Below are 20,860 nucleotides of genomic sequence, written 5' to 3'. Positions count from 1 at the left end.
GTCGCGGTGGCGGCCGGGCCGCCGGGGGCGGACGCGGCCTGCGGGGCGGAGGCGGCCGACGGCCCGCAGGCCGTGGCGCCGAGCAGCAGCAGGGCTATGAGGGCAGGCCGGACGGCCGTACCGGTGGAGCTCTTCAAGGGGACCCTTTCGGGGGGCGGCGGATGACGGCACGACCGCCCGGGACCGGTGGATGCGGGAGGCGGCCCGATCGGGCCGCAACCGCGATGTTACTGACGAGAAATCAACTTGTCGAAGACATGCAAACCTCTCGCGGATCCCACCGGACCCATCAAATCCCCTTACTCACAAGCCGGTTGACGTTACGACAGGCCGGGCCGCTCCCGCCGGAAGTCCGCCTTCCGGAGGGGCCCGCACCCCACCGCCCCCTGCCGGACGACGGATCCGACACCCCCCGGACGGCGGACCCCGCCCCACTCCGGCTCCGCACCACCTTCACAGGGTCGCCGCACCCGCCCGTCCCTACGGGCAGACGGTGCCGTCCGCCGGGAGCCGGTCCTCCAGCAGGTAGCCGTCCACCGCCCGCTTCAGGCAGGCGTCGCCGCCGCCGTAGCCGCCGTGGCCCTCGCCCTGCACGGTGACGGTCACCCCGACGCCCGGCCCGAGCTCCCGCGCCATCGCCGCGGTGCCCTCGTAAGGGGTGGCGGGGTCGCCGGTGGTGCCGACGAGCAGGATCGGGGCGGAGCCGGGGGCGGACACCTCGGGATGGTCGGACCGGCCCTCCACCGGCCAGCCGGTGCAACCGGGCAGACCCCAGGCGATGAACTCGCCGAAGACCGGGGAGGCGGCGCGGAAGGCCGGCAGCTGCGCCCGTACGTCGGCGTCGGTGTAGCGCTGCCGCTCGTCGACACAGCTGATCGCCCGGTTGGCGGGGCCCAGGTTGCTGTACCGGCCCTGCTCGTCGCGCCCGGTGTAGCCGTCGGCGAGCTCCAGCAGGGTGTTCCCGGTGCCGGCCCGCATCGCCTCCAGCAGGCCGAGGGTCAGCGCGTTCCAGGTGTCCTCGTCGTACAGCGCGGCCAGCATGCCGATGACGGCGAGGTCCTGGGTGAGCGGGCGGCCGTCGCGGGTGGGCAGGAGGTTCGCGTCCAGGCCCTGGACGAACCGGGCGAGCCGTTCGGTACCCTCGGCGCCGCCACCGCCGGTCGGGCAGGCGGAGCTCTGCGCGGCGCAGGCGGCCATGAAGTTCTCCAGCGCCAGCTGGAAGCCCGCGGCCTGGCCGAGCGAGCCCTGCAACGGGTCCTGGGTCGGGTCGACCACGGCGTCCATCACCAGGTGCCCCACGTTGTGCGGGAACAGGTGGGCGTAGACGCCGCCGAGTTCGGTGCCGTAGCTGATGCCGAAGTAGTGCAGCCGCTGGTCCCCGAGGACCTGGCGCAGCAGGTCCAGGTCGCGGGCCGCGCTCACGGTGTCCACGTACGGCAGCACCCGCCCCGAGTTCCGTTCGCAGGCCGCCACGTACGCGGCGCCCTCGGCGGCCAGCGCGGCGGCCTCGGCGTCGGTGTCGGGGGTGCCGTCCACGGCGGCGGAGGCGTCCAGCGCGCGGTCGTCGAAGCAGGTCACGCCCGCACTGTCGCCGACCCCACGGGGGTCGAGAGCCACCAGGTCGTAGCGGGTGTTGAGGGCCGTGTACTCGTCGGCGAAGGCGGGCAGGGCCTGCACCCCGGAGCCGCCGGGGCCGCCGAAGTTGAAGACCAGCGAGCCGATCCGCCGCGCGGGGTCGGTGGCGGCGGCCCGGATCAGCGCGAGGTCGATCGTCTCCCCGTCCGGCCGGGCGTGGTCGAGCGGCGCCTTGAGGGTGGCGCACTCCCAGCGCCCGTCGGGCGCGTCGCCGCCGCCCTGGGCGACCGAGGGCGGCGGGCAGGCGTGCCACGCGAGGTGCTGGCCGGTCAGCGCGGCGGGCAGCGCCGGGCCGGCGGCGGGCGCGGAGGGGGCCGGGCCGGTGGTGCTCGCGGCCGCCGCCGAGGACGGGGCGGCCGTGGAGGAGGAGCCGGCGCGGCAGGAGGCCAGCGGGGCGAGCAGCAGGGCGGTCAGGCCGAGGGCGCCGGCGCCGCGGAGGACGGGGTGCACGGGGAGCTCCCTTCTCGGGCCGGCCACCGCGCGGGGACGCCGATGGCGGCCGCCCCACGGGCGGGACGGGCCCGGCGCCCGCCGCAACGGCGGCCGGCCGACGTCACGGTGGGCCGGTGGCCTCGGCGATCAGCAGGGCGATGTCGTCGTGCCCGCCGGCCGTGGGGAGGTCGGCGAGCAACTGGTCGCAGGTCTCGTCGAGGCCGCGCCGGGGGCCGGCGAGCGCGTCGAGCAGCGCCTCCAGTCGGGCGTCGAGCGACTGGTCGCGCCGCTCCACCAGGCCGTCGGTGTAGAGCAGCAGCCGGTCCCCGGGCGCCAGGTCGACCCGGGTGGTGGTGAGCGGGACCACCCCGCCGGTGCCCAGCGGCGCGCCGGACGGCAGGTGGAGCAGGGCGGGCCGGTGGCCGGGCCGGTCGAGGACCGGCGGCAGGTGCCCGGCCAGGGCGATCCGGCACTGCCCGGCCAGCGGTTCGTGGCGGACGTAGACGCAGGTGGCGATGGTCTCCTCCAGGTCGTCCGTCAGCACGTCGAGCTGGTGCAGGACGTCGGCCGGGTCGAGGCCGAGCCGGGCGAGGGTACGGCCCGCGGTGCGCAGCTGCCCCATGGTGGCGGCGGCGTTGATGCCGTGCCCCATCACGTCGCCGACGACCAGGACGGTGCTGCCCCCGGGCAGCGGGATGACGTCGAACCAGTCGCCGCCGACGTGGCTGTGCGCGGCGGCGGGCTGGTAGCGGCAGGCCACCGTGAGCCCCGGCGGGTCGGGCGGGGTGCGGGGCAGCAGGTGGCGCTGGAGGGCGGTGGCGGCCTGCAGCTGGGTCTGGTACCAGCGGGCGTTGTCGATGCAGACGGCGGCGCGGGCGGCGAGCTCCTCGGCGAGCAGCACGTCGTCGGCGTCGAAGGGCAGCGGGTTGCGGGCGCGTTTGAGGTCGAGCGCGCCGAGCACCTCGCCCCGGGCGATCAGCGGGACGGCGAGGTAGGAGTGGATGCCGGCCCGGGCCAGGGCGGCGGCCGCCCCCGCGTCGCGGGCGATCCGGGCCAGGTGGTCGGAGCGCACGTGCGGGATGTGCACCGGGCGGCCGGTCGAGGCGCACCGGGTGACCAGCCGGTCGGCCTCGTAGCGGGTGATCTCGCCGACCGGGTCGGCCGCCTCGGTCGCCTCGGTCGGGAAGGCGGCCTTGACGGCGAGGGCCCGGAAGTGGGCCGGGCCGGTGCCGGTGAGGTGCGCGGTGCGGGCCGAGAGGACGGCGTCGAGGACGTCGACGGCCGCGATGTCCGCCAGGTCGGGCACCACGGTGTCGGCGAGTTCGCGGGCGGTGGTGCCCAGGTCGAGGGTGGTGCCGATGCGCGCCGAGGCGCGGGCGATCACCGCGAGGCGGCGGCGGGCCTGGGCGGCCTGCCGGTCCGCGAGCTGCTGCTCGGTGACGTCCACCACCGACAGGGCGATCCCGATCACCCGGCCGCCCGGGTCGTCCAGGCGGTAGTAGGAGACCAGCCAGGAGTGGTCGCGGTCGGGGTCGGCGGGGGTGCGGCCGGTGGTGAGCTGGTCGAGCAGCGGCTCCCCGCTCTCCAGCACCTGGCGCATCGCCGATCCGATCGCGCCGGTGTCGAGGGAGGGCAGCAGCTCGGGGACGGTCCGGCCCAGGTGGCGCCGGGCGGGGATGCCGTTGATGCGTTCCAGGGCCGGGTTCACCAGGACGTACCGCAGCTCGGGGGTGAGCACGGCCAGGCCGATCGGGGACTGCGCGACCAGCCGGGCGGACAGCGCCAGATCGCGTTCGACGCCGCGCACCACGATCTCGTCGGCGGCGATCCCCAGGGCGTAGTGGGCGCCGTCCTTGTCGCGCAGCCGCATGTTGCGGAACTCGACCAGCTTGGTCGTGCCGTCCTTGTGCCGGACCGGGAACACCCCGGCCCAGGCCTCGCCGCTGGCCATGACGGTGGCGAACAGCTCCAGGACGATGCCGACGTCCTCCTCGGCGACCAGCAGCTGCGCCGCGTACCGGCCGAGCGCCTCGTCGGCGGTCCAGCCGAACAGCTCGCGCGCCTGCGGGCTCCAGAGTCTGATCCGGCCGTCGGCGTCCAGCAGCACGGCCGCCACGCCGAGCAGGTCCAGGATGCCGCCGGGCACGATCGTCGTCGGCCGCAGCCGGTCCTCCGGGTGCGGGTGCGGATCCGGTGGAGGGGGATCCGGAGCGGCCACGGGTTCCTCGGCCACGCCCATCCCTTGCCTCCCTCCCTCGACCACGTGGAAGGCGGCCGGCGGCCGTCCGGCGCCGGCCTCTCCATGGTCCCCCCGCCGCCCCGGACCGGCAGGTCGGCGCCGGGTGCCGCCGGGTCCGGCTGTGCGGGACGGGACGGGACCGGACCGGCGCGGCCGGGTGCCGGGTGTACGGGACGGGCGGGGCCGGGTGTGCGGGACCCGGCCGCCGCGGGGTTCACGTACCCGCCTCCGGCAGCCCGTCCGCCAGCAGCCGGCCGAGCAGCTCGTCCAGGTCGAGGTACTCGTGCTCGCGGCCGGAGGGGACGACGTCCTCGGTGCGCGCCAGGAAGTCCCGCACCCGGGCGGCGGGCCCGCGCAGGTGGACGGTGGTGCCCTCCCCGCTCAGGGCGATCACCAGGTCCGCGGACCCGGCCTCCACCGCGGGGTGGACGCAGACGCTGCCCGTGCCCGCCCAGCCGTCCACCCCGGCGGCGAGCAGCTCCCGGGCGAACGTCCAGGTGATCGGCCATCCCCGGTCGATGTGGCAGTCCAGGAAGACCGCGTACGGCTCCGCGGGGTCGTACCGCAGCCGGGCGCGGACCAGCACGCTCAGGCCGGGGGCGACGGTGGCCCACAGGTCGAGCGGGAGGGCGCAGCCCCCGGCTCCGGTGCGCGGGCCGGGCACCCGGGGGATCTCGGCGTCGTTCACGCGTACCCCCCGGAACGGCGGTTGGGGGCGCCGGGCCGGCCGTCGGCGGGGAGGCGGAACCGGGGCGGTTCGGCCAGCCGCTGCCATTCGGGATCGGCCTCGCCGGGGACGGTCCGCCCGGCCCGGCTCCACACCTGCACCAGCCGGGCGAAGAGCGGGGCCTCCTCGAAGGGCGGCGGGCCCTCCCCGACCGGCGGCTGGGGGGCCGGCGGCTGGAGGGGCGATGACTGAGGAGTCGGTGGCTGAGGAGCAGGTGACTGAGGTGGCTGGGGAGGTGGCGGCTGGGGCACCGGCGGCCGGCGGCCGGGTGCGCCGTCGCGGGCCGCGGGGACCGGGGCGCCCTGCCGTGCCGGGGGACCCGGGCGCACCCGGACCCCGTGAAGAATCGTTTCATCGTTATGGCCCAAGGGCCGGAACTCGGAACTCATGCCGGGATCAACGAGTCACCCGGCCATCGGCAACACCCGCCCGCGCCCGACCCGCGCCCGCCGGCCGCGTACGCCCCCGAACACGCCGGGCGCGGCCCCGGCGAACACGCCCCGCGCGGGCCGGGCACGACGGGCCGGACGCGGCCCGGGCCGCCGCGCCGCACGCGGGAACGACGAAGGACCCCGGCCAGGTGTGGCGGGGTCCTTCGTCGACCGGGTCACCGCCGTGTGGTGGGCGGACGGTTCACCGGGTTTCCGGGCGGCTCGAGCCCGGGTGCGGCGTCAGTTGCCGGGTCGTCCGGCGGCCTGGAGCTGCTGCTCCGGTGCCTCCGCGGCGACCGGGGTGCCGGCACCCCGACGCTTGAGCAGGGCCCAGCCGACCGCCAGGCAGACGGCCCAGCCGGCACCCACGTACAGGGAGATCCGGCCGTCCGGGTCGATGGCGATGAACGCCGTGACCATCAGCAGGAACACCACCGCGATCCAGCTGCACACCGTGCCGCCGGGGGCGGGGAAGGACGAGGCCGGGAGCCGGCCGGCGACCACCGCGTGGCGGTAGCGGATGTGGCTGACCAGGATCATCAGCCAGGTCCAGATGCCGGCGGCGGTGGCGACCGACATCACGTAGCCGAAGGCCTTCTCCGGCACGACGTAGTTGAGCACCACGCCGATGCCCATCAGGACGGCCGACAGGGTGATGCCGAGGGCCGGCGTACGGCTGGCGCTGAGGCGGCCCAGCACGCCGGGGGCCTCGCCGTTGGACGCGAGGTCACGCAGCATGCGGCCGGTGGAGTACATCCCGGAGTTGCAGGAGGACAGCGCGGCGGTCAGCACCACGAAGTTGACGATCGCGGCCGCGAAGGGGATGCCGATCTTGGAGAAGGCCGCCACGAACGGGCTGACACCGGGCTGGAACTCGGTCCACTTCACCACCATCAGGATCACGCTGAGCGCGCCGACGTAGAAGACGATGATGCGGAACGGCAGGGTGTTGATCGCCTTGGGCAGGGTCTTCTCGGGGTTCTCCGACTCACCGGCGGTGACGCCGACCAGCTCGACCGCGAGGTAGGCGAACATGACGCCCTGGAGCGTCATCAGGCTGGAGCCGATGCCCTTGGGGAAGATGCCGTCGAAGGCCCAGAGGTTGGAGACCGCGGCGGTGTCGCCGGCCTGGCTGAAGCCGAAGGTGACGACGCCCAGGCCGATCACGATCATGCCGACCAGCGCGGTGACCTTGACCATCGAGAACCAGAACTCGATCTCGCCGAACAGCTTCACCGAGATCAGGTTGGCCACGTACAGGACGACCAGGAAGACCAGTGCGGTGACCCATTGCGGGATCTGCGGGAACCAGAAGTTCACGTAGATCGCGGCGGCGGTCAGCTCGGCCATGCCGGTGACCACCCACATCAGCCAGTACGTCCAGCCGGTCACGAAACCGAAGAACGGGCCGAGGAACTCGCGGGAGTACTCCGCGAAGGAGCCCGAGACCGGGCGGTAGAGCAGCAGTTCGCCGAGTGCCCGCATGATGAAGAACACGATCACGCCGGCGAGGGCGTACATCAGGATCAGGCTGGGCCCGGCCTTGGCGATGTTCGCGCCCGCGCCCAGGAAGAGGCCCACACCGATGGCGCCGCCGATGGCGATCATCTGGACCTGGCGGCTGTTGAGGCCGCGCTCGTAACCCTCTTCGGGTGTGGTGCTGTGCTTGTCGACCTGCACAGAGGTCATGGTGGTGCGCCCTTCTCCATGCGGCTCCCGTGTCCCTGCGGCCACGGGGCGAATCACGATCCCCCCGGATCTGGATGGAGTGCCACCGGCGATCCGCCGGCCCGGCGCACTGCCGGACGATGGGTGGTGTCCGGCAGCGGTCGTGCAGGTGTATCACAGGCAACGGGGCGTTCCGGCCGTCGAAATGTGGCACAGGTCACCGGAAGAATGGGACAGAATGGGGCAGAACAATCAGATCGGGTCCAACCTGTTGATCCGATCGTTATCCGGATCTGAGCGTCCCCTGAGCGAACGGGATCCGGGCGTAAGGGGCGTGAACCCGGCTCTCTCCTGACCCGACCGACGGATCGGTCGGCGGGCCGACGGGGCACCCCGCCGGACGTCCGTACGCGCCCCGCCAGACGTCCGCGCGCTGCCCACCGGACGTCCGTACGCGCCCCGCCGGGCGGTGCCCGGGCGCCGCCGTCACCCGTCGGACGGCCAGAGCGAGGGCTTCGCGGGCGCCGGCCGCGGGAAGATCCGGGACTGCTTCACCCGGCTGTACGCGAAGCTCGACTCGATCGCCGCGATGCCCGGGATCGCGTGCACCCGGTCGCGCACCAGCAGCTCGTACGCCTCCAGGCTCTCGATGACCACCCGTAGGAGGTAATCGCTGCTGCCGGTCATCAGGTAGCAGTCCTGGATGTGCTCGATCCCGGCCACGTGCTCCTCGAACACCCGGACCGATTCGGCGGTGTGCCGCTCCAGCCGGATCCGCACGAACACGGTGATCGGCAGCCCGAAGGCGGCCTGGTCGACGATCGCCGTGTAGCCGCGGATCAGCCCGGCCTCCTCCAGCCGGCGCACCCGGCGCAGACAGGGCGACGGGGAGAGCCGCACCCGGTCGGCGAGGTCCTGGTTCGACATCCGGCCGTCCTGCTGGAGCTCCCGGATGATCTGAAGGTCGATGGCGTCCATGGGCACGATTTTGGCAGATCCTGCCCCTCGGGCCCCTCTCCAGGAGCAGAAGTGGCAATCGCCTGCCGCGCCGGAATCCCTACCCTTGCGGGCGACACACCGTCCCCCACCCCTTCCTCATCCCCGGGAGCACCGTTGGCGTCCCCCACCAGCCACCCGGCGCCGCCCCCGGTCACGGACCGGCCGGCGCCCGAGCCCCGCCGCGACCCCGTGATCGGCCGTGGGCCGGCCGCCTCCCCCACGGACCCCGGCACCGTCACCGCTGCCACCTCCGCCGGCACCGGCGCCTCCACCGGCACCGGCACCGGCGGCAGGCGCGAGGTGGTCGGCGTGATCGCGCTGACGGTCACCATCGCCGTCTGGGCCGGCTTCGCGCTCAGCGCCCGCGCCCTGGCCGGCTCCACCCTGCTGCCCGCCGACGCCGGGCTGATCCGCTTCGGCCTGCCCGCCCTGCTGCTCGCCCCCGCGCTCTGGCGCCGGCGGCGGGCGCTGCTCACGGTGCCGGCCGCCACCGCCCTCAAGATCCTCTGCGGCGCCGGCGTCCCCTTCTTCCTCGCCGCGATGGCCGGCGGACGGCTCACCTCCGCCGCCTTCGTCGGCGCGCTCATCCCCGGCACCGTCCCGCTGTTCGTCTCCGCGCTGATGGCCGCCACCGGCCGGGGCGTGCCGCGCGGCCTCCAGCGGGCCGGACTGCTGCTGATCACCCTCGGCGCCGTCACCCTGGTCTCCCCCCACCTGCTGCCCGTCGACGGCCGCACCCTGGCCGGCTCCGGCCTGCTGCTGATCGCCGGCGGCCTCTGGGCGCTGTACACCGTGGGCCTGCGCGAGACCTCGCTCGACCCGATCGGCTCGATCGGCCTGCTCTGCGTGCCGTCCTTCGTCCTGCTCGCCCTGCTGGTCACGGCCGGCGTGCTGCCCACCAACCTGCGCCACGCCACCGGCGGCGACCTCGCGCTGTTCGTCGTCGTCCAGGGCCTGGGCGTCGGCCTCTGCGCCGGGCTGCTGTACGCGGTGGCGATCCGCCGGCTCGGCGCCGAGCGCTGCGCGGTGGCCGGCAGCCTCAGCCCGGTCGCCGCCGCCCTGCTCGCCGTACCGCTGCTCGGCGAGACCCCCGGCCCGGCGGTGCTCGTCGGCGTCCCCGTCATCACCCTCGGCGTCCTCCTCGCGAACCGGCGCCCCGAACGCAAGGTCACCGCCGATGCTTGAGCTGCTGCCCCCCTCCCCCGTCGACCCGCTCTGGGCGGTGGCCGCCGAGATCGAGGCCGACCCGCGCCCCGAGCGGCTCAACCTGGTGCTCGGCGTCTACCGCGACGAGACCGGCATCACCCCCGTGATGTCCGCCGTCCGCGAGGCCGAGCGGCTGCTCGCCGAGCGCTGCGCCTCCAAGGAGTACCGCGGTCTGTCCGGCAACCTCTCCTTCAACCGGGCCATGACCTCGCTGGTCCTGGGCGAGGGCGCGCTGCCCGACCGGGCCACCGCGATCCAGACCGTGGCCGGCACCGGCGCGCTGCGGCTGCTGGCCGACCTGGTCCGCCGTACCCGCCCCGGCGCCACGGTGTGGATCAGCGACCCCGCGTACGTCAACCACCGCCCGATCCTGGAGGCGGCCGGCCTCACCGTCCGCACCTACGGCTACCTCGGCCACCTGGACTCCGACGGCACGGTGGACACGGCCGCGGTGCTGCGGGACCTCGACGCGGCCGGGGCCGGCGACGTCGTCCTGCTCCAGGGCTGCTGCCACAACCCCACCGGCGTCGACCTGCCCGCCTCCGCCTGGCCGCTGCTCGCCGAGCACGCCGCCCGGCACGGCTGGGTCCCCTTCGTCGACCTCGCCTACCACGGTCTCGGCGACGGCCTGGACGCCGACCTGGCCGGCACCCGCGAGCTCGCCGCCGTCCTCCCCGAGCTGCTGATCGCCGTCAGCTGCTCCAAGAACTTCGGCCTCTACGCCGACCGCACGGGCTGCGCCATCGTCGTCGCCCCCACCCGGGAGGCCGCCGGCCGCGCCGAGACCGCCCTGCAGAACCTCGCCCGCACCGTCTACTCGATGCCCCCCGAGCACGGCGCGGCCGTGGTCGCCGCCATCCTGGACGACACGCGGCTGCGGGCCGAGTGGCACGCCGAGCTGGACGCCATGCGCGGACGGATCACCGCCGTCCGCACCGACCTGGTCACCCGGCTGGAGGCGCTCGGCCACCCCGGGGTGGCCCGCCTGCTCGCCGGGCAGCGCGGCATGTTCTCGATGCTCCCGCTGACCCCCGGCCAGATGCTGGACCTGCGCACCCGGCACGCCGTCTACGGCACCACCGCCGGACGGATCAACATCGCCGGGGTCGCCGCCTCCGAGGTCCCCCACCTGGCCCGGAGCATCGCCGCCGTCCTCACGGCCGGGGTGATCTGACCACACCTCCCCCTCCCGGCGCCGGGGGCCGGTAGCCTGGCGCCGGCAATCCGAGGAGGGGGAATCCGTGCGGAGTTCCGGGCTGCTCGCCCATCTGGCCGACCAGTTGACCGACCGGCGCGAGCGACTGGCCACCACCGCGCTCTGCTACCTGCTGGACACCCACCCCGAGGCGCGCGCCGCCATGGCGGCCCTGTCCCTCGGGCCGGCCGGCCCGCCGCCCGAGGTCACCGCGGGCATCCACTTCGAGCCGGACGTCTTCGCCACCGTCGACGGCAAGCCCGGCTACACCGACGTCGAGGGACGCGGCCCGGACGGCACCTGGATCATCGTCGAGGGCAAGTTCGGCGCCCCGCTGCAGCCCGGCACCCAGCCGGAGGGCTACCTCAAGCGGCTCACCCGCGGCGGGGCGCTGATCGTCGTCTGCCCGCGCGGACGCCTGCGCGAGCTCCAGCACGAACTGTTCGAGCGCGCCGTCGCGGCCGGCCTCGCCGACCCCGACGCGCCCGACTGGGCCGAGGACGAGAACGGCCTGCGCCGACGCGAGCTGCGCGACGCCAAACGGCTCGGCGTGATCGCCTGGACCGACCTGCTCGCCGTCCTGGCCCCGCGGCCGGCCGACGGGCACCACCCACTCGCCTGCGACGCCGACCAATTGGAGGGCCTGGTGCAGAGGTTCGAGCACGAGCTGGAGCCGTGGACGCTCGCCGAACTGCGCACCGGCGGCGCCGGGGCGACCTTCACCAAGGCCGTCCGGACGGTGGACGCCGCCCGCGAGCTGCTGCGCGACGCGGGGGCCACGGTCTCCAGGGCGGAGTGGCGGTCGTACCGCACCGTCGCGCCGTACTACTCCTTCGAGCTCACCGTGGCCGCGGTCGGCCCCGTGCTGGTCAGCTTCGACCCGGAGCACTGGGGCGTCAGCTCGCCGTCCCCGCTCAACCTGTGGCTGAAGCGCGAGGCCGCCACCGCCGTCCCCGCCGGTGCCCGCTTCGCCGCCTACCTCGCGGCCCGCGCGGAGTCCGCCCGCCTCGCCGCACCCGTCCACCCCGACGCGGCCGGGCACCGCCCCCACACCGTCACCCAGGACTGGTGGGCCCTGCCGCTGCCCCTGCGCCCCGGGCTGATGGGCGCGGCCGCCCGCCGCGCGCTGGCCGCCGACCTGGACCTCCTGACGACCGCCCTGACGGCCGGGGCCAGCGGCGGCGGGGGCGCGGCCGGCGCTTGACCCTGACGCGCGGGGCAGGGTTTAGCGTCTCCCGACCCCGCGCGGCCGCTCCTCCGCGACCGGTGCGCGGGTCCTCCGTCGTACCGATCCCGACCCGCCCAGGAGCTCCGCCGTGTCCGTCACCGCCTCCGTCCCCGCGTCCGCCGCGCCGTCCGCCGCCCTGCCCGCGACCTCCCGGGAGGTGCGCCTGCTCACCCGGCCCGAGGGGCTGCCGGATGCGGGGCACCTGGCCGTCGTCGAGGTGCCGCTGCCCGTCCCCGGGCCCGGGGAGATCCTGGTCCGCAACCGGTACTTCCACGTCGGGGCCGCGGTGCGCACCCTGATCGGGGGCGGCGTACCGGGGGCGCCGCTGCCCGCCCTGCGCCCCGGCGACACCCTGCTGGGCGCGGCGGTCGGCGAGGTGGTGACCGCCGCCGGGCCCGACGACGGCGGCGACGGGCAGGGGCCCCGGGTCGGCGAGCTCGTCTCGCACTGGCTCGGCTGGCGCGAGTACGCGGTGCTGCCCGCCGAGGGGGTGACCCGGCTCGGCGGGGCGCCGCTCGTCGACCCCGCGCTCCATCTGACGCAGGGGTGGACGGCCTACGTCGCGCTCACGGTGGGCGCCGGACTGCGCCCCGGTGACACGGTGTTCGTCACCGGCGCGGCGGGGTCGGTCGGCACCGCGGCCGGCCGGATCGCCCGGCTGCTGGGCGCCGGCCGGGTGGTCGGCAGCGCCGGTTCGGCGGCCAAGGCGCGCCGGCTGGTCGACGAACTCGGCTACGACGCCGCCGTGGTGCGCGGCGCGGGCCCGATCGCCGGGCAGCTCGCCGAGGCGGCGCCGGAGGGGATCGACGTCCTGGTGGACACCGTCGGCGGCGAGCAGCTCGCGGCCGCGGTCGGGGCGGCCCGTCCCGGGGCCCGGTTCGCCCTGGTGGGCGCGCTGTCCGGGCAGCTGTCCCCGGACGGGAGCGGGACCGCGGCGCCGGTCGGGCTGGACTCGGTCCAACTCGTCGTCAAGCGGATCGCCCTGCGCGGGGTCAGCCCGCTGGACCACCCGGAGACCCTCCCCGAGTGGCGGGAGCACTTCGCCGGCTGGCTCGACGAGGGCCTGATCGACCTGCCCGTGGTCCGGATCGCGGGCATGGACGGCGCCCCGCGCGCGTTGGAGGAGGTGTTCGCCGGTCAGCACGTCGGGACGGTCGTCGTCGCGCTGTGACCCGGCACCCGACGGGCGGAGGGCGGGCGGCATGCGCATCGGCGACGCGGCGGCGGCAGCGGGGACGACACCCCGCGCCCTGCGGTTCTACGAGCAGCGCGGGCTGCTTCCGCCGCCCCGGCGGACGGCCTCCGGCCAGCGGGAGTACGGCCCGGCCGAGGTGGCCCGGGTCCGGGTGATCCGCGAGCTGTTGGCGCTCGGCCTCACCGTCGAGGACCTCCGGGCGAGCGCCGAGCGGCTGCACCTGGCCGGCGCCGACGTGGACCCGGTCCGCTGCGGCAGCGGGGAACCCGCCACGCCCGCGGTCGGCGTGGCGCTGCGGCGGCTGGCCGCCCTCGACGCCGAGATCGCCCGGCTGACCGCGCTGCGCGAGGGCCTCGCCACCCGGCTGGCCGGCCTCCCCGGACGGGAGGCCGGCCGACCCGGCCCGACCACCGCCGTCACCCGGCGCTGATCACCCCGGCCGAACGGCCGGCTCCGGTCACCCGGGGCCGGCCGCCCGGTCGTCGTCACGCCGCGTGGCTCGCGCGGTCCACGGGGGCCGCCGGGCCGTCGGGGATCTCGTCGAGGTCCAGGCAGCGGCCGAAGCGGCGCCGGGGGGAGGTCAGGAACTCGGCCGGGAGGTTGCGGTGGAAGGCCGGGAGGCGGTGCAGCCGGCGTACGTAGGCCCAGAGGCGGTGCCGGTCGGCCACGGCGGCGGCCTCGGCGGGGTCCATCCGGGGCCGGTGGACGGTGTCCAGCTCGACCAGGGCCACCCACAGGTCCACGTCGGCCGCGGTCGGGCGGGCGCCCAGCACGTACGGGTCCGCGGCCAGCCGGCGGTCGACCAGGTCCAGTGCCTGGGACAGCTGCTCGGGGGCCCCCTCGCGCCACCCGGCCGCCTCCGGGACGGCCTCGGCCAGGAGTTCGGCGATCGCGTCCACGGCCTCGGCGAGGTCCGCCGGGCGCAGGTCGGGCAGGTCGTCCCGGGTGCGGTCGGCCAGGTGCTCGGCCAGGTCGCGGAGGATGTCGGGGGTGTGGTTGCTGACGATGCGCCCGCTCCACCGGTCGCAGAGCGCCGGCACGGTGAGCGGTCCCTCGTAGTGGTGGAGCGCCGTCTCGTACGCGAGGCGCAGCTCCCGGTGGGCCTCGGGGGTGGCGAGGTGGACGACGGAGACCGTGTCGCGCAGGTCGAGCAGGTCGAGGGTGATCGCGACCCGGAGGGAATCCGGGCAGCCGGGACAGAGGTACACCCGGTAGCGCTGGGAGGCGGGGTAGAAGCCGCCGCCGCGGCGGGCGCCGATGCGGCCGCGGAACCGGTGCGCGTGGTCCGGGACCGGCTCGGCGGGGTGACAGGGGTCGGGCTGCGGCGTACGGGACGCCGGGTCGGAGGCGGGAACGAAAAGCTCGGGCATGACTCTCCAATGGGTGAGGGAGCCCCGGTGATCTGATGGGGGGGGACGCGGAGGCGGGAGGGGACGCGGGGACCCCGCCTCCGGCCGGACCGGCGCCGCGGCTCACGGGCTGGGGTGTGGTCCGGTGGTCCGGGGGGACGTGGCCGTCAGGCGGGTGGCTCCGGGACGGGGTGGTCCCGGGGCGGCCGGCCGGGTCAGGCCCTCGGTCCGCTCGCGCTGCAGACGCGCAGCAGGTCGATGTGCAGACGTCTGGTCAGGGGGCTCGCCGGGCGCAGCGGGCGGCGGGCGCCGCCCGGCTGCCTCCGCGTTCCGCCCACGTCCACCCGTCCGATCCCTCGGGACCCGCCGGGGCGGGACCACGCTTGTCCCGCCGCATCGGCGGGACCCGGTCGTCACCCGGGGCACCCCGTCGCGGTGGAAGGGTTGCCTGCCAGCGGGCCGGAGCCGATGACCCGCGCGGGAGACCCGCGGCGGGCGCTGACAATCGTGACCGTCCCCAGCAGTCTGGTCGAGCGCCCGAGGGGTCGTCAATAACGAGGACGGCACGACCGCGAGGTGGTGGGGGCCGTCCTCGCGGTCGCGCCGAGGGCATGTCAGGAGGCCGCCGTGGCCGCGCCCTTCACCGGGACGGCCCGCCGGGCGGCCGGCTGACCGCACGGCGGGCCCGGCGGGCCGGCGGGCGGCCGGGCCGGTAGCGTGGCCGGGGACCGACGTGGCGGGTGCCGCACCGACGGTTCCGGCGGCGAGCCGGCGAGCTGAGGAGGCCCCCGATGAGCGGCGCGACGGTGGTCGGCGGGGGGCCCAACGGGCTCGCCGCCGCGGTCGTGCTGGCGCGGGCGGGCCTGCGGGTCACCGTGCTGGAGGCCGCCGGGGAGGTCGGCGGCGGCGCCCGCAGCTCGGAGGCGATCCTGCCGGGCCTGGTGCACGACCACTGCTCGGCCGTCCACCCGATGGGCGTCGGCTCGGCCTTCCTGCGTGGCCTCGACCTGCGCCGCCACGGGCTGGAGTGGCGGTGGCCGGAGATCGACTGCGCCCACCCGCTCGACGACGGGACGGCCGGGGTGCTGCACCGCTCCGTCGCCGAGACCGCCGCCGGCCTCGGCGCGCCGGACGGCGCTCGCTGGCGGCGGCTGTTCGGGCCGTCCGCCGCCTGCTGGGACGAGCTCGCCGAGGACGTCATGGGCCCGCTGCTGCGCGTACCGCGCCACCCGTTGCGGCTCGCCCGGTTCGGGGCGCCGGCGCTGCTGCCGGCCTCGGCGCTGGCCCGGGCGTTCACCGGGGAGCGGGCGCGGGCCCTGTTCGGCGGGGTGGCGGCGCACGCGTTCCGGCCGCTGCACCGGCCGCTGAGCGCGAGCGTCGCCCTCGGCCTGCTGGCCGCCGGGCACCGGCACGGCTGGGCCGTGGCGGCGGGCGGCTCCGGGGCGATCAGCCGGGCGCTGGCGGCGGAGCTCACCGCGCTCGGCGGCACCGTCGAGACCGGCGTACGGGTCACCTCCTTCGACCGGCTGCCGCCCGCCGCGGTCACCCTGTACGACCTGGCGCCGGGCGCCGTCGCGGACATCCTCGGCGACCGGCTACCGCCCCGGATCGCCCGGGCCTACCGGCGCTTCCGGCACGGCCCGGGTGCGTTCAAGGTCGACTTCGCGGTGGCGGGCGGCGTCCCGTGGACCGCCGAACCCGCCCGGCGCGCCGGCACGGTGCACCTCGGCGGCACCTTCGCCGAGGTCGCCGCCGCCGAACGGGCCGTCGCCGCCGGCCGGATGCCCGGGCGCCCGTTCGTCCTGGTCGGCCAGCAGTACCTGGCCGACCCGGGCCGCTCGGCCGGCGACGTCCACCCCGTGTGGGCGTACGCGCACGTCCCGGCCGGCTACCCCGGCGACGCCACCGGGGCGATCACCGCGCAGATCGAACGCTTCGCCCCGGGCTTCCGCGAGCGCGTCCTCGGCCGGGCGGTGACCACCACGGCCGGCTTCGCCGCGGCCAACCCGAACTTCGTCGGCGGCGACATCATGACCGGCGCCAAGGACGTCCCCCAGCTGCTCCTCGGCCCCCGCCCCACCCTCACCCCCTACGCCACCGGCCTCCCCGGCCACTACCTCTGCTCCGCGGCCACCCCGCCCGGCCCCGGCGTCCACGGCATGTGCGGCGCCAACGCCGCCGCGTACGCCCTCCGCCGGCTCTGACCCGCCCCACGCCGCCGCGCACAGGGCCCGACCGGCCCCGCACCCGCCCGTGCAGCGCCACCGCCGCCGCGCGCAGGCCGCGCAGATGGGCGGCCGGCTCGGCGCACTTGAGGGTCACCCGGCACGGCCGGTCCTCGCTGCCGGCCCGCACGACCGCGAACATCCTGCCGAGCACCCGGTACACCAGGGCGTTCGGCTGAACGGCTCGTCCTCGGTGGCCTCCCGCAGGGACAGCGCGTAGTCGCCGAAGCCCCCGGACTCGATGATCCGTCACCCCTCGTTCGTGACCGCTCTGCTGCGGATCACCGTGCCGGAGTGGTGTGCCCGGGGCGGCGGCGTCCCGTGACCGGTCCGGACGCGACCGGTACGGGCGGCAACCCACCCGGACGGCAATTGGTCTGGACAACATCCGTTCGTGTCGGATACGTTGCGGCACGCGACACCTCGTCAGCAGGCCTACCACCGCCGCACCCGAGGTGTTCCCCCCGGCGCTCCCGTACCTCCCTCCGGTGGTTCCGGACGCCCGGGCGGGTCCGTTCCGCCCGCCGCGACGAGCTCCGGTGGCCCCGGCGACCTCGGTGGCCTCCGAGGCATCCGGCGGTGCCGGGCCCCGCGGCCGAACCGGGCCGAGCACCACCGCACACGGCGTTCCGACAGGTACGGGGGAGTCCGCAGGTGTTTCCGATGGTCCGTTCCCAGCTGCGGCACCGGCCGGGGCGCGCGGTCGCGCTGGTGTCCGCCGTCGCCGTCGCGACCTCGGCGTTCACCGTCCTGACCGGGGCGGCCCGGACGCAGGAGCTGCAGGTGCGCGCCACCGTCGACGGCAACCACCGCTCGGCGTACGACATCCTGGTCCGTCCCCGGGGCGGCCGCACCGAAGCGGAGCGTCAACAGGACCTGGTCCAGGCCGGGTTCCTCTCCGGGATCTTCGGCGGCATCACCACCGACGAGTGGCACCGGATCGAGGGAATCCCCGGTGTCGAGGCGGCCGCACCGCTGGCCATGGTCGGCTACGTGATGCCCTCCGCGTCCGTCCCCGTCGACCTGTCCGCCCACCTGCCCGCCGACCGCACCGGCCGGCTCTTCCGCGTCACCACCACGACCACCGCCGACGGCGGCGCCACCCGCACGCCCGCCGCCACCGGCTACCAGTACCTGACCGGCAACCCCCTGGTGGTCGACCTCGGCACCGGCAGCGCGGCCGGGTCCGGTCCCGCCGAGCAACTCCCGTCCGGTACACGGGTGGAGGCATGCCCGGCCGCCCCGCCTGTACCTGCCGGACCGTTCGCGCCGGCGGTCCGGATCGGCTGCGACTCCACCGCCGGGACCCGCAGCGTCCTGGACGGGCAGACCGTCTCCACCACCGTGCCCGCCGGCCCGGCCGGACACCGCGTCCAGGTGCCGGTGCCCCTGCTGGTCGCCGCCGTCGACCCGCAGGCCGAGGCCAGGCTCTCCGGTCTGGACACCGCCCTCGTCTCCGGCCGCTACCTCGGTGCCCACCAGGGCGCCTCCACCCGGGACGCCGAGGGAGCGGTCTCCGGGCCGGACGGCACCACCGCCGTCACCGTGAAGCAGACCACCTTCCCGGTCCTGGCCGCCTCCGACAGCGGACTCGGCACCGCCGTCGACGTCGGCGTGCAGCTGCTGCCGGCCGCCGACGGCCGCACCCCGCTGCAGATCGGCACCGACCGGCTGGCCGACCTCGCCGGGCCGACCGTCGTCACCCGCACCATCACCGCCCAGGACGCCTATCGGCAGCTCCTCGACCAGATCACCGCCGACACCGCGCACCCGGGCTCCTCTGCGGGGCCGACCGACCCGGCGGCGTCCGGCGCCCCCGCCCCCGCGAACCCCGGCGCGCCGACCGCGGGCAGGGGCACCTCCCTCGGCTCCCTCGCCGCCTCCTGGACCGTCGGCCCGCTCCACTGGAGCACCGGCCCGGACGGCCGGCTGCGCCCCGACACCGTGCGGAACCCGCCCGAGACCTGGGCCTCCCTCGCCTCCAACTCGCCCTGGCTCAGGGTCCCGCCGACCAACGCCGACACCCAGCTACGCTCCGTCACCCAGCACCTGGCCAGGACCGGCACCGACTCCGGGGGCGTCCCGCTGCCGGCGCCCGTCGCCGTCGGCGTCTTCGACCGCAGCCGGCTGCCCTCCTTCAACCCGCTCACCGCCGTCCCCCTCGGCGCCTACGAGGCCCCCGACACCCGGCCCGCCGACGCCGCCGCCCGGACCGCGCTCGGCGGCGGACCCCTGCGCCCCGACGGCAACCTCGGCGGTCTCCTCGCCCAGCCCCCGCAGCTGATCACCACCCTCGACGCCCTGCCCGCCCTCACCGACGGCGCCTTCCGCGGCGACCTGCACGCCGCGGACCCGATCAGCTCCGTCCGGGTACGGGTCGCCGACATCCGCGGCACGGACGCCGTCAGCCGCGAACGGGTGCGCCTGGTCGCCCAGGAGATCCAGCGACGCACCGGCCTGCAGGTCGACGTCACCTACGGATCCTCCCCCCGGCCGACCGAACTGACCGTTCCCGCCGGGGCGTTCGGGCGGCCGGAGATCACGGTCACCCAGAACTGGGTGCGGATGGGCGTGGCGTTCACCGTGCTGGACGCGTTGGACCGCAAGAGCCTCGCCCTGTTCGTCCTGGTCCTCGCCGTCTGCGCCCTGTTCGTCGCCAACTCCGTTGCGGCAGCGGTGCGTTCCCGGCGCACCGAGCTCGGCGTCCTCGCCTGCCTCGGCTGGTCGCCCGACCGGATCCTGGCCGGGCTGCTCGGCGAGGTCGCCCTCCTCGGCCTGGCCGCCGGTGTGCTCGGCGCGGCCGCCGCCTGGCCCGTCGGGGCGCTGTCCGGGCTCGACGTCACCGCCCCGCGCGCCCTCGCCGCCGTCCCCGGCGCCGTCCTGCTCGCCCTCCTCGCCGCCGCCCCGCCCGTCGTACGGGCCTCGCGGACCCGGCCCGCCGCCGCGGTGCACCCCGCAGTCGCCGGGAACGCCGGCACCACCCGCGCCCGGCGCATCTCTTCCCTCGCCGCCGGCAACCTCCGCCGCACCCCCGGGCGCAGCCTGCTCGGCGCACTGAGCGTCGCCGTCGGCACCTGCGCGCTCACCGTGCTGGCCGGTGTCGCCGGGGCCTTCCACAGCGCCGTCGTCGGATCGCTGCTCGGGCAGGCGGTCTCCTTCCAGGTACGCGGCATCGACTACGCGGCCGTCGCCACCGTCGTCCTGCTCGGCGCGCTCGCCGTCGCCGACGTCCTCTACCTCGGCATCCGCGAACGGGCCGCCGAGTTCGCGGCGCTGGCCGCCGCCGGCTGGAACGACCGCGAACTCGGCCGGCTCGTGCTCGCCGAGGGCGTCCTGCTCGGCACCCTCGGCGCGCTCGCCGGCGCCGGGCTCGGCCTCGCCGCCACGGCCGTCCTCGCCGGTGCGCTCCCGGCCGCCCTGCTCGTCACCGCCGCCGCGGTCGCCGCCGGAGGCGTCCTGCTCACCGCCGCGGCCTCCCTCGTCCCCGCCGCCCTGCTGCGCCGCGCCCCGATCGGCCGGCTGCTCACCGAGGAGTGACCCCATGGCCCGTGACACCGCATCCCGCCCCACCCCCGACGGCGTCGCCCCCGCCATCGCCGCGACCGGTCTGCGGAAGACCTTCCGCACCGGGCCGGGGCAGGAGCTGGTCGCCGTCGACGGCGTGGACCTCACCGTCGAGGCCGGCCGCACCGTCGCGCTCACCGGCCCGTCCGGTTCCGGCAAGTCCACCCTGCTGCACCTGCTCGGCGCGATCGAACGGCCCGACGGCGGCACCGTCCGGGTGGCCGGGAAGGAGATCACCGCGCTGGACCGCAGGCGGCTGGCCGACTACCGCCGCGGCATCGGGATCGTCTTCCAGCGCTTCCACCTGCTGCCCGCACTGACCGCCCTGGACAACGTCGTCGCCCCCGTCCTGCCCGTGCGCACCACTTTCGACAAGCGCGAACGCGCCCGCGAACTCCTCGCCGCCGTCGGGCTCGCCGGCCGTGAGGACGCCCTGCCCGCGAAGCTCTCCGGCGGCCAGCAGCAGCGTGTCGCCATCGCCCGAGCCCTGGTCAACTCCCCGTCCGTGCTGCTCGCCGACGAGCCCACCGGCAACCTCGACTCCCGCACCGGCGAGGCCGTCGTCGACCTGCTGCTGCGCCTGCGCGCCGAGTACGGCACGACGATGGTCGTCGCCACCCACGACCCCGCCCTCGCCGCCCGCTGCGACGAGCGGATCCACCTCCGCGACGGCCGGCGCACCGACACCGGCGGCGCCTGAGCCGTGCGCCCCACCCGACGCCCGGTCCCGCCGCCCCTGCCCCGCCGGTGTGTGCGCCGCCGGAGGG

14 protein-coding genes and 1 riboswitch are annotated in these 20,860 nt (G+C 76.3%); of the genes, 8 read left to right on the top strand and 6 right to left on the bottom strand.

Annotated features, from left to right (window positions below):
• Positions 1-480: 480 nt before the first annotated feature.
• The 5 genes from ACWEQL_RS09540 to ACWEQL_RS09520 form a co-directional block, all read right to left on the bottom strand.
• Positions 481-2,085, bottom strand: coding sequence for an alpha/beta hydrolase (locus ACWEQL_RS09540; protein ID WP_452149626.1), 1,605 nt, complete (start codon positions 2,083-2,085; stop codon positions 481-483).
• Between the two features lie 103 nt (positions 2,086-2,188).
• Entirely contained in the window at positions 2,189-4,306 is a 2,118-nt protein-coding gene (locus ACWEQL_RS09535) for a SpoIIE family protein phosphatase (protein ID WP_452149625.1), read from the bottom strand.
• A gap of 214 nt (positions 4,307-4,520) precedes the next feature.
• Positions 4,521-4,994 carry an SsgA family sporulation/cell division regulator gene (locus ACWEQL_RS09530; protein WP_452149624.1) on the bottom strand — a complete coding sequence of 158 codons (474 nt, stop codon included), beginning with the start codon at positions 4,992-4,994 and terminating at the stop codon, positions 4,521-4,523.
• A 710-nt stretch (positions 4,995-5,704) separates the two neighbouring features.
• Positions 5,705-7,153, bottom strand: a complete 1,449-nt coding sequence (locus tag ACWEQL_RS09525) for an amino acid permease (protein ID WP_452149623.1) — start codon at positions 7,151-7,153, stop codon at positions 5,705-5,707.
• Positions 7,154-7,618: 465 nt separating this feature from the next.
• Complete coding sequence (locus ACWEQL_RS09520) at positions 7,619-8,110, bottom strand: Lrp/AsnC family transcriptional regulator (protein ID WP_452149622.1); 492 nt, start codon at positions 8,108-8,110, stop codon at positions 7,619-7,621.
• A gap of 135 nt (positions 8,111-8,245) precedes the next feature.
• On the opposite strand from ACWEQL_RS09520, the gene ACWEQL_RS09515 reads away from it, so the two are divergent.
• The 5 genes from ACWEQL_RS09515 (at position 8,246) to ACWEQL_RS09495 (ending at position 13,385) form a co-directional block, all read left to right on the top strand.
• A complete protein-coding gene (locus ACWEQL_RS09515; RefSeq protein ID WP_452149621.1) occupies positions 8,246-9,316 on the top strand; it encodes a DMT family transporter in 1,071 nt (356 codons plus the stop codon).
• Positions 9,309-10,511: an amino acid aminotransferase gene (locus tag ACWEQL_RS09510; protein ID WP_452149620.1), complete on the top strand. Its 1,203-nt coding sequence runs from the start codon at positions 9,309-9,311 to the stop codon at positions 10,509-10,511. Before ACWEQL_RS09515 ends, ACWEQL_RS09510 begins: the two co-directional genes overlap by 8 nt.
• A gap of 67 nt (positions 10,512-10,578) precedes the next feature.
• Positions 10,579-11,736, top strand: coding sequence for a hypothetical protein (locus ACWEQL_RS09505; RefSeq protein WP_452149619.1), 1,158 nt, complete (start codon positions 10,579-10,581; stop codon positions 11,734-11,736).
• 112 nt (positions 11,737-11,848) lie between these two features.
• The gene (locus tag ACWEQL_RS09500; protein ID WP_452149618.1) at positions 11,849-12,931 is read left to right on the top strand and encodes an MDR family NADP-dependent oxidoreductase; all 1,083 of its coding nucleotides are present in this window, start codon (positions 11,849-11,851) and stop codon (positions 12,929-12,931) included.
• 31 nt (positions 12,932-12,962) lie between these two features.
• Positions 12,963-13,385 (top strand): MerR family transcriptional regulator, encoded by a 423-nt coding sequence (locus ACWEQL_RS09495; RefSeq protein ID WP_452149617.1) that lies wholly within the window; start codon positions 12,963-12,965, stop codon positions 13,383-13,385.
• A gap of 55 nt (positions 13,386-13,440) precedes the next feature.
• Here ACWEQL_RS09495 and ACWEQL_RS09490 read toward each other — a convergent pair whose 3' ends face one another.
• Complete coding sequence (locus ACWEQL_RS09490; RefSeq protein ID WP_452149616.1) at positions 13,441-14,325, bottom strand: glutathione S-transferase C-terminal domain-containing protein; 885 nt, start codon at positions 14,323-14,325, stop codon at positions 13,441-13,443.
• 353 nt (positions 14,326-14,678) lie between these two features.
• A riboswitch (SAM riboswitch) is annotated at positions 14,679-14,791 on the bottom strand.
• Between the two features lie 304 nt (positions 14,792-15,095).
• Here ACWEQL_RS09490 and ACWEQL_RS09485 point away from each other — a divergent pair.
• The 3 genes from ACWEQL_RS09485 to ACWEQL_RS09475 all read left to right on the top strand — a co-directional run bounded on the left by ACWEQL_RS09485 (position 15,096) and on the right by ACWEQL_RS09475 (position 20,793).
• Positions 15,096-16,508: a phytoene desaturase family protein gene (locus ACWEQL_RS09485; RefSeq protein ID WP_452149615.1), complete on the top strand. Its 1,413-nt coding sequence runs from the start codon at positions 15,096-15,098 to the stop codon at positions 16,506-16,508.
• A gap of 684 nt (positions 16,509-17,192) precedes the next feature.
• Positions 17,193-20,066: an FtsX-like permease family protein gene (locus ACWEQL_RS09480; RefSeq protein WP_452149614.1), complete on the top strand. Its 2,874-nt coding sequence runs from the start codon at positions 17,193-17,195 to the stop codon at positions 20,064-20,066.
• Positions 20,067-20,070: 4 nt separating this feature from the next.
• A complete protein-coding gene (locus ACWEQL_RS09475; protein WP_452149613.1) occupies positions 20,071-20,793 on the top strand; it encodes an ABC transporter ATP-binding protein in 723 nt (240 codons plus the stop codon).
• The last annotated feature ends 67 nt before the right edge of the window (positions 20,794-20,860 follow it).

The sequence above is a fragment of the Kitasatospora sp. NPDC004240 genome, from assembly GCF_053603215.1.
Note: the sequence above shows the minus strand (reverse complement) of the source record. Positions and strands in the feature narration are given on the sequence as shown.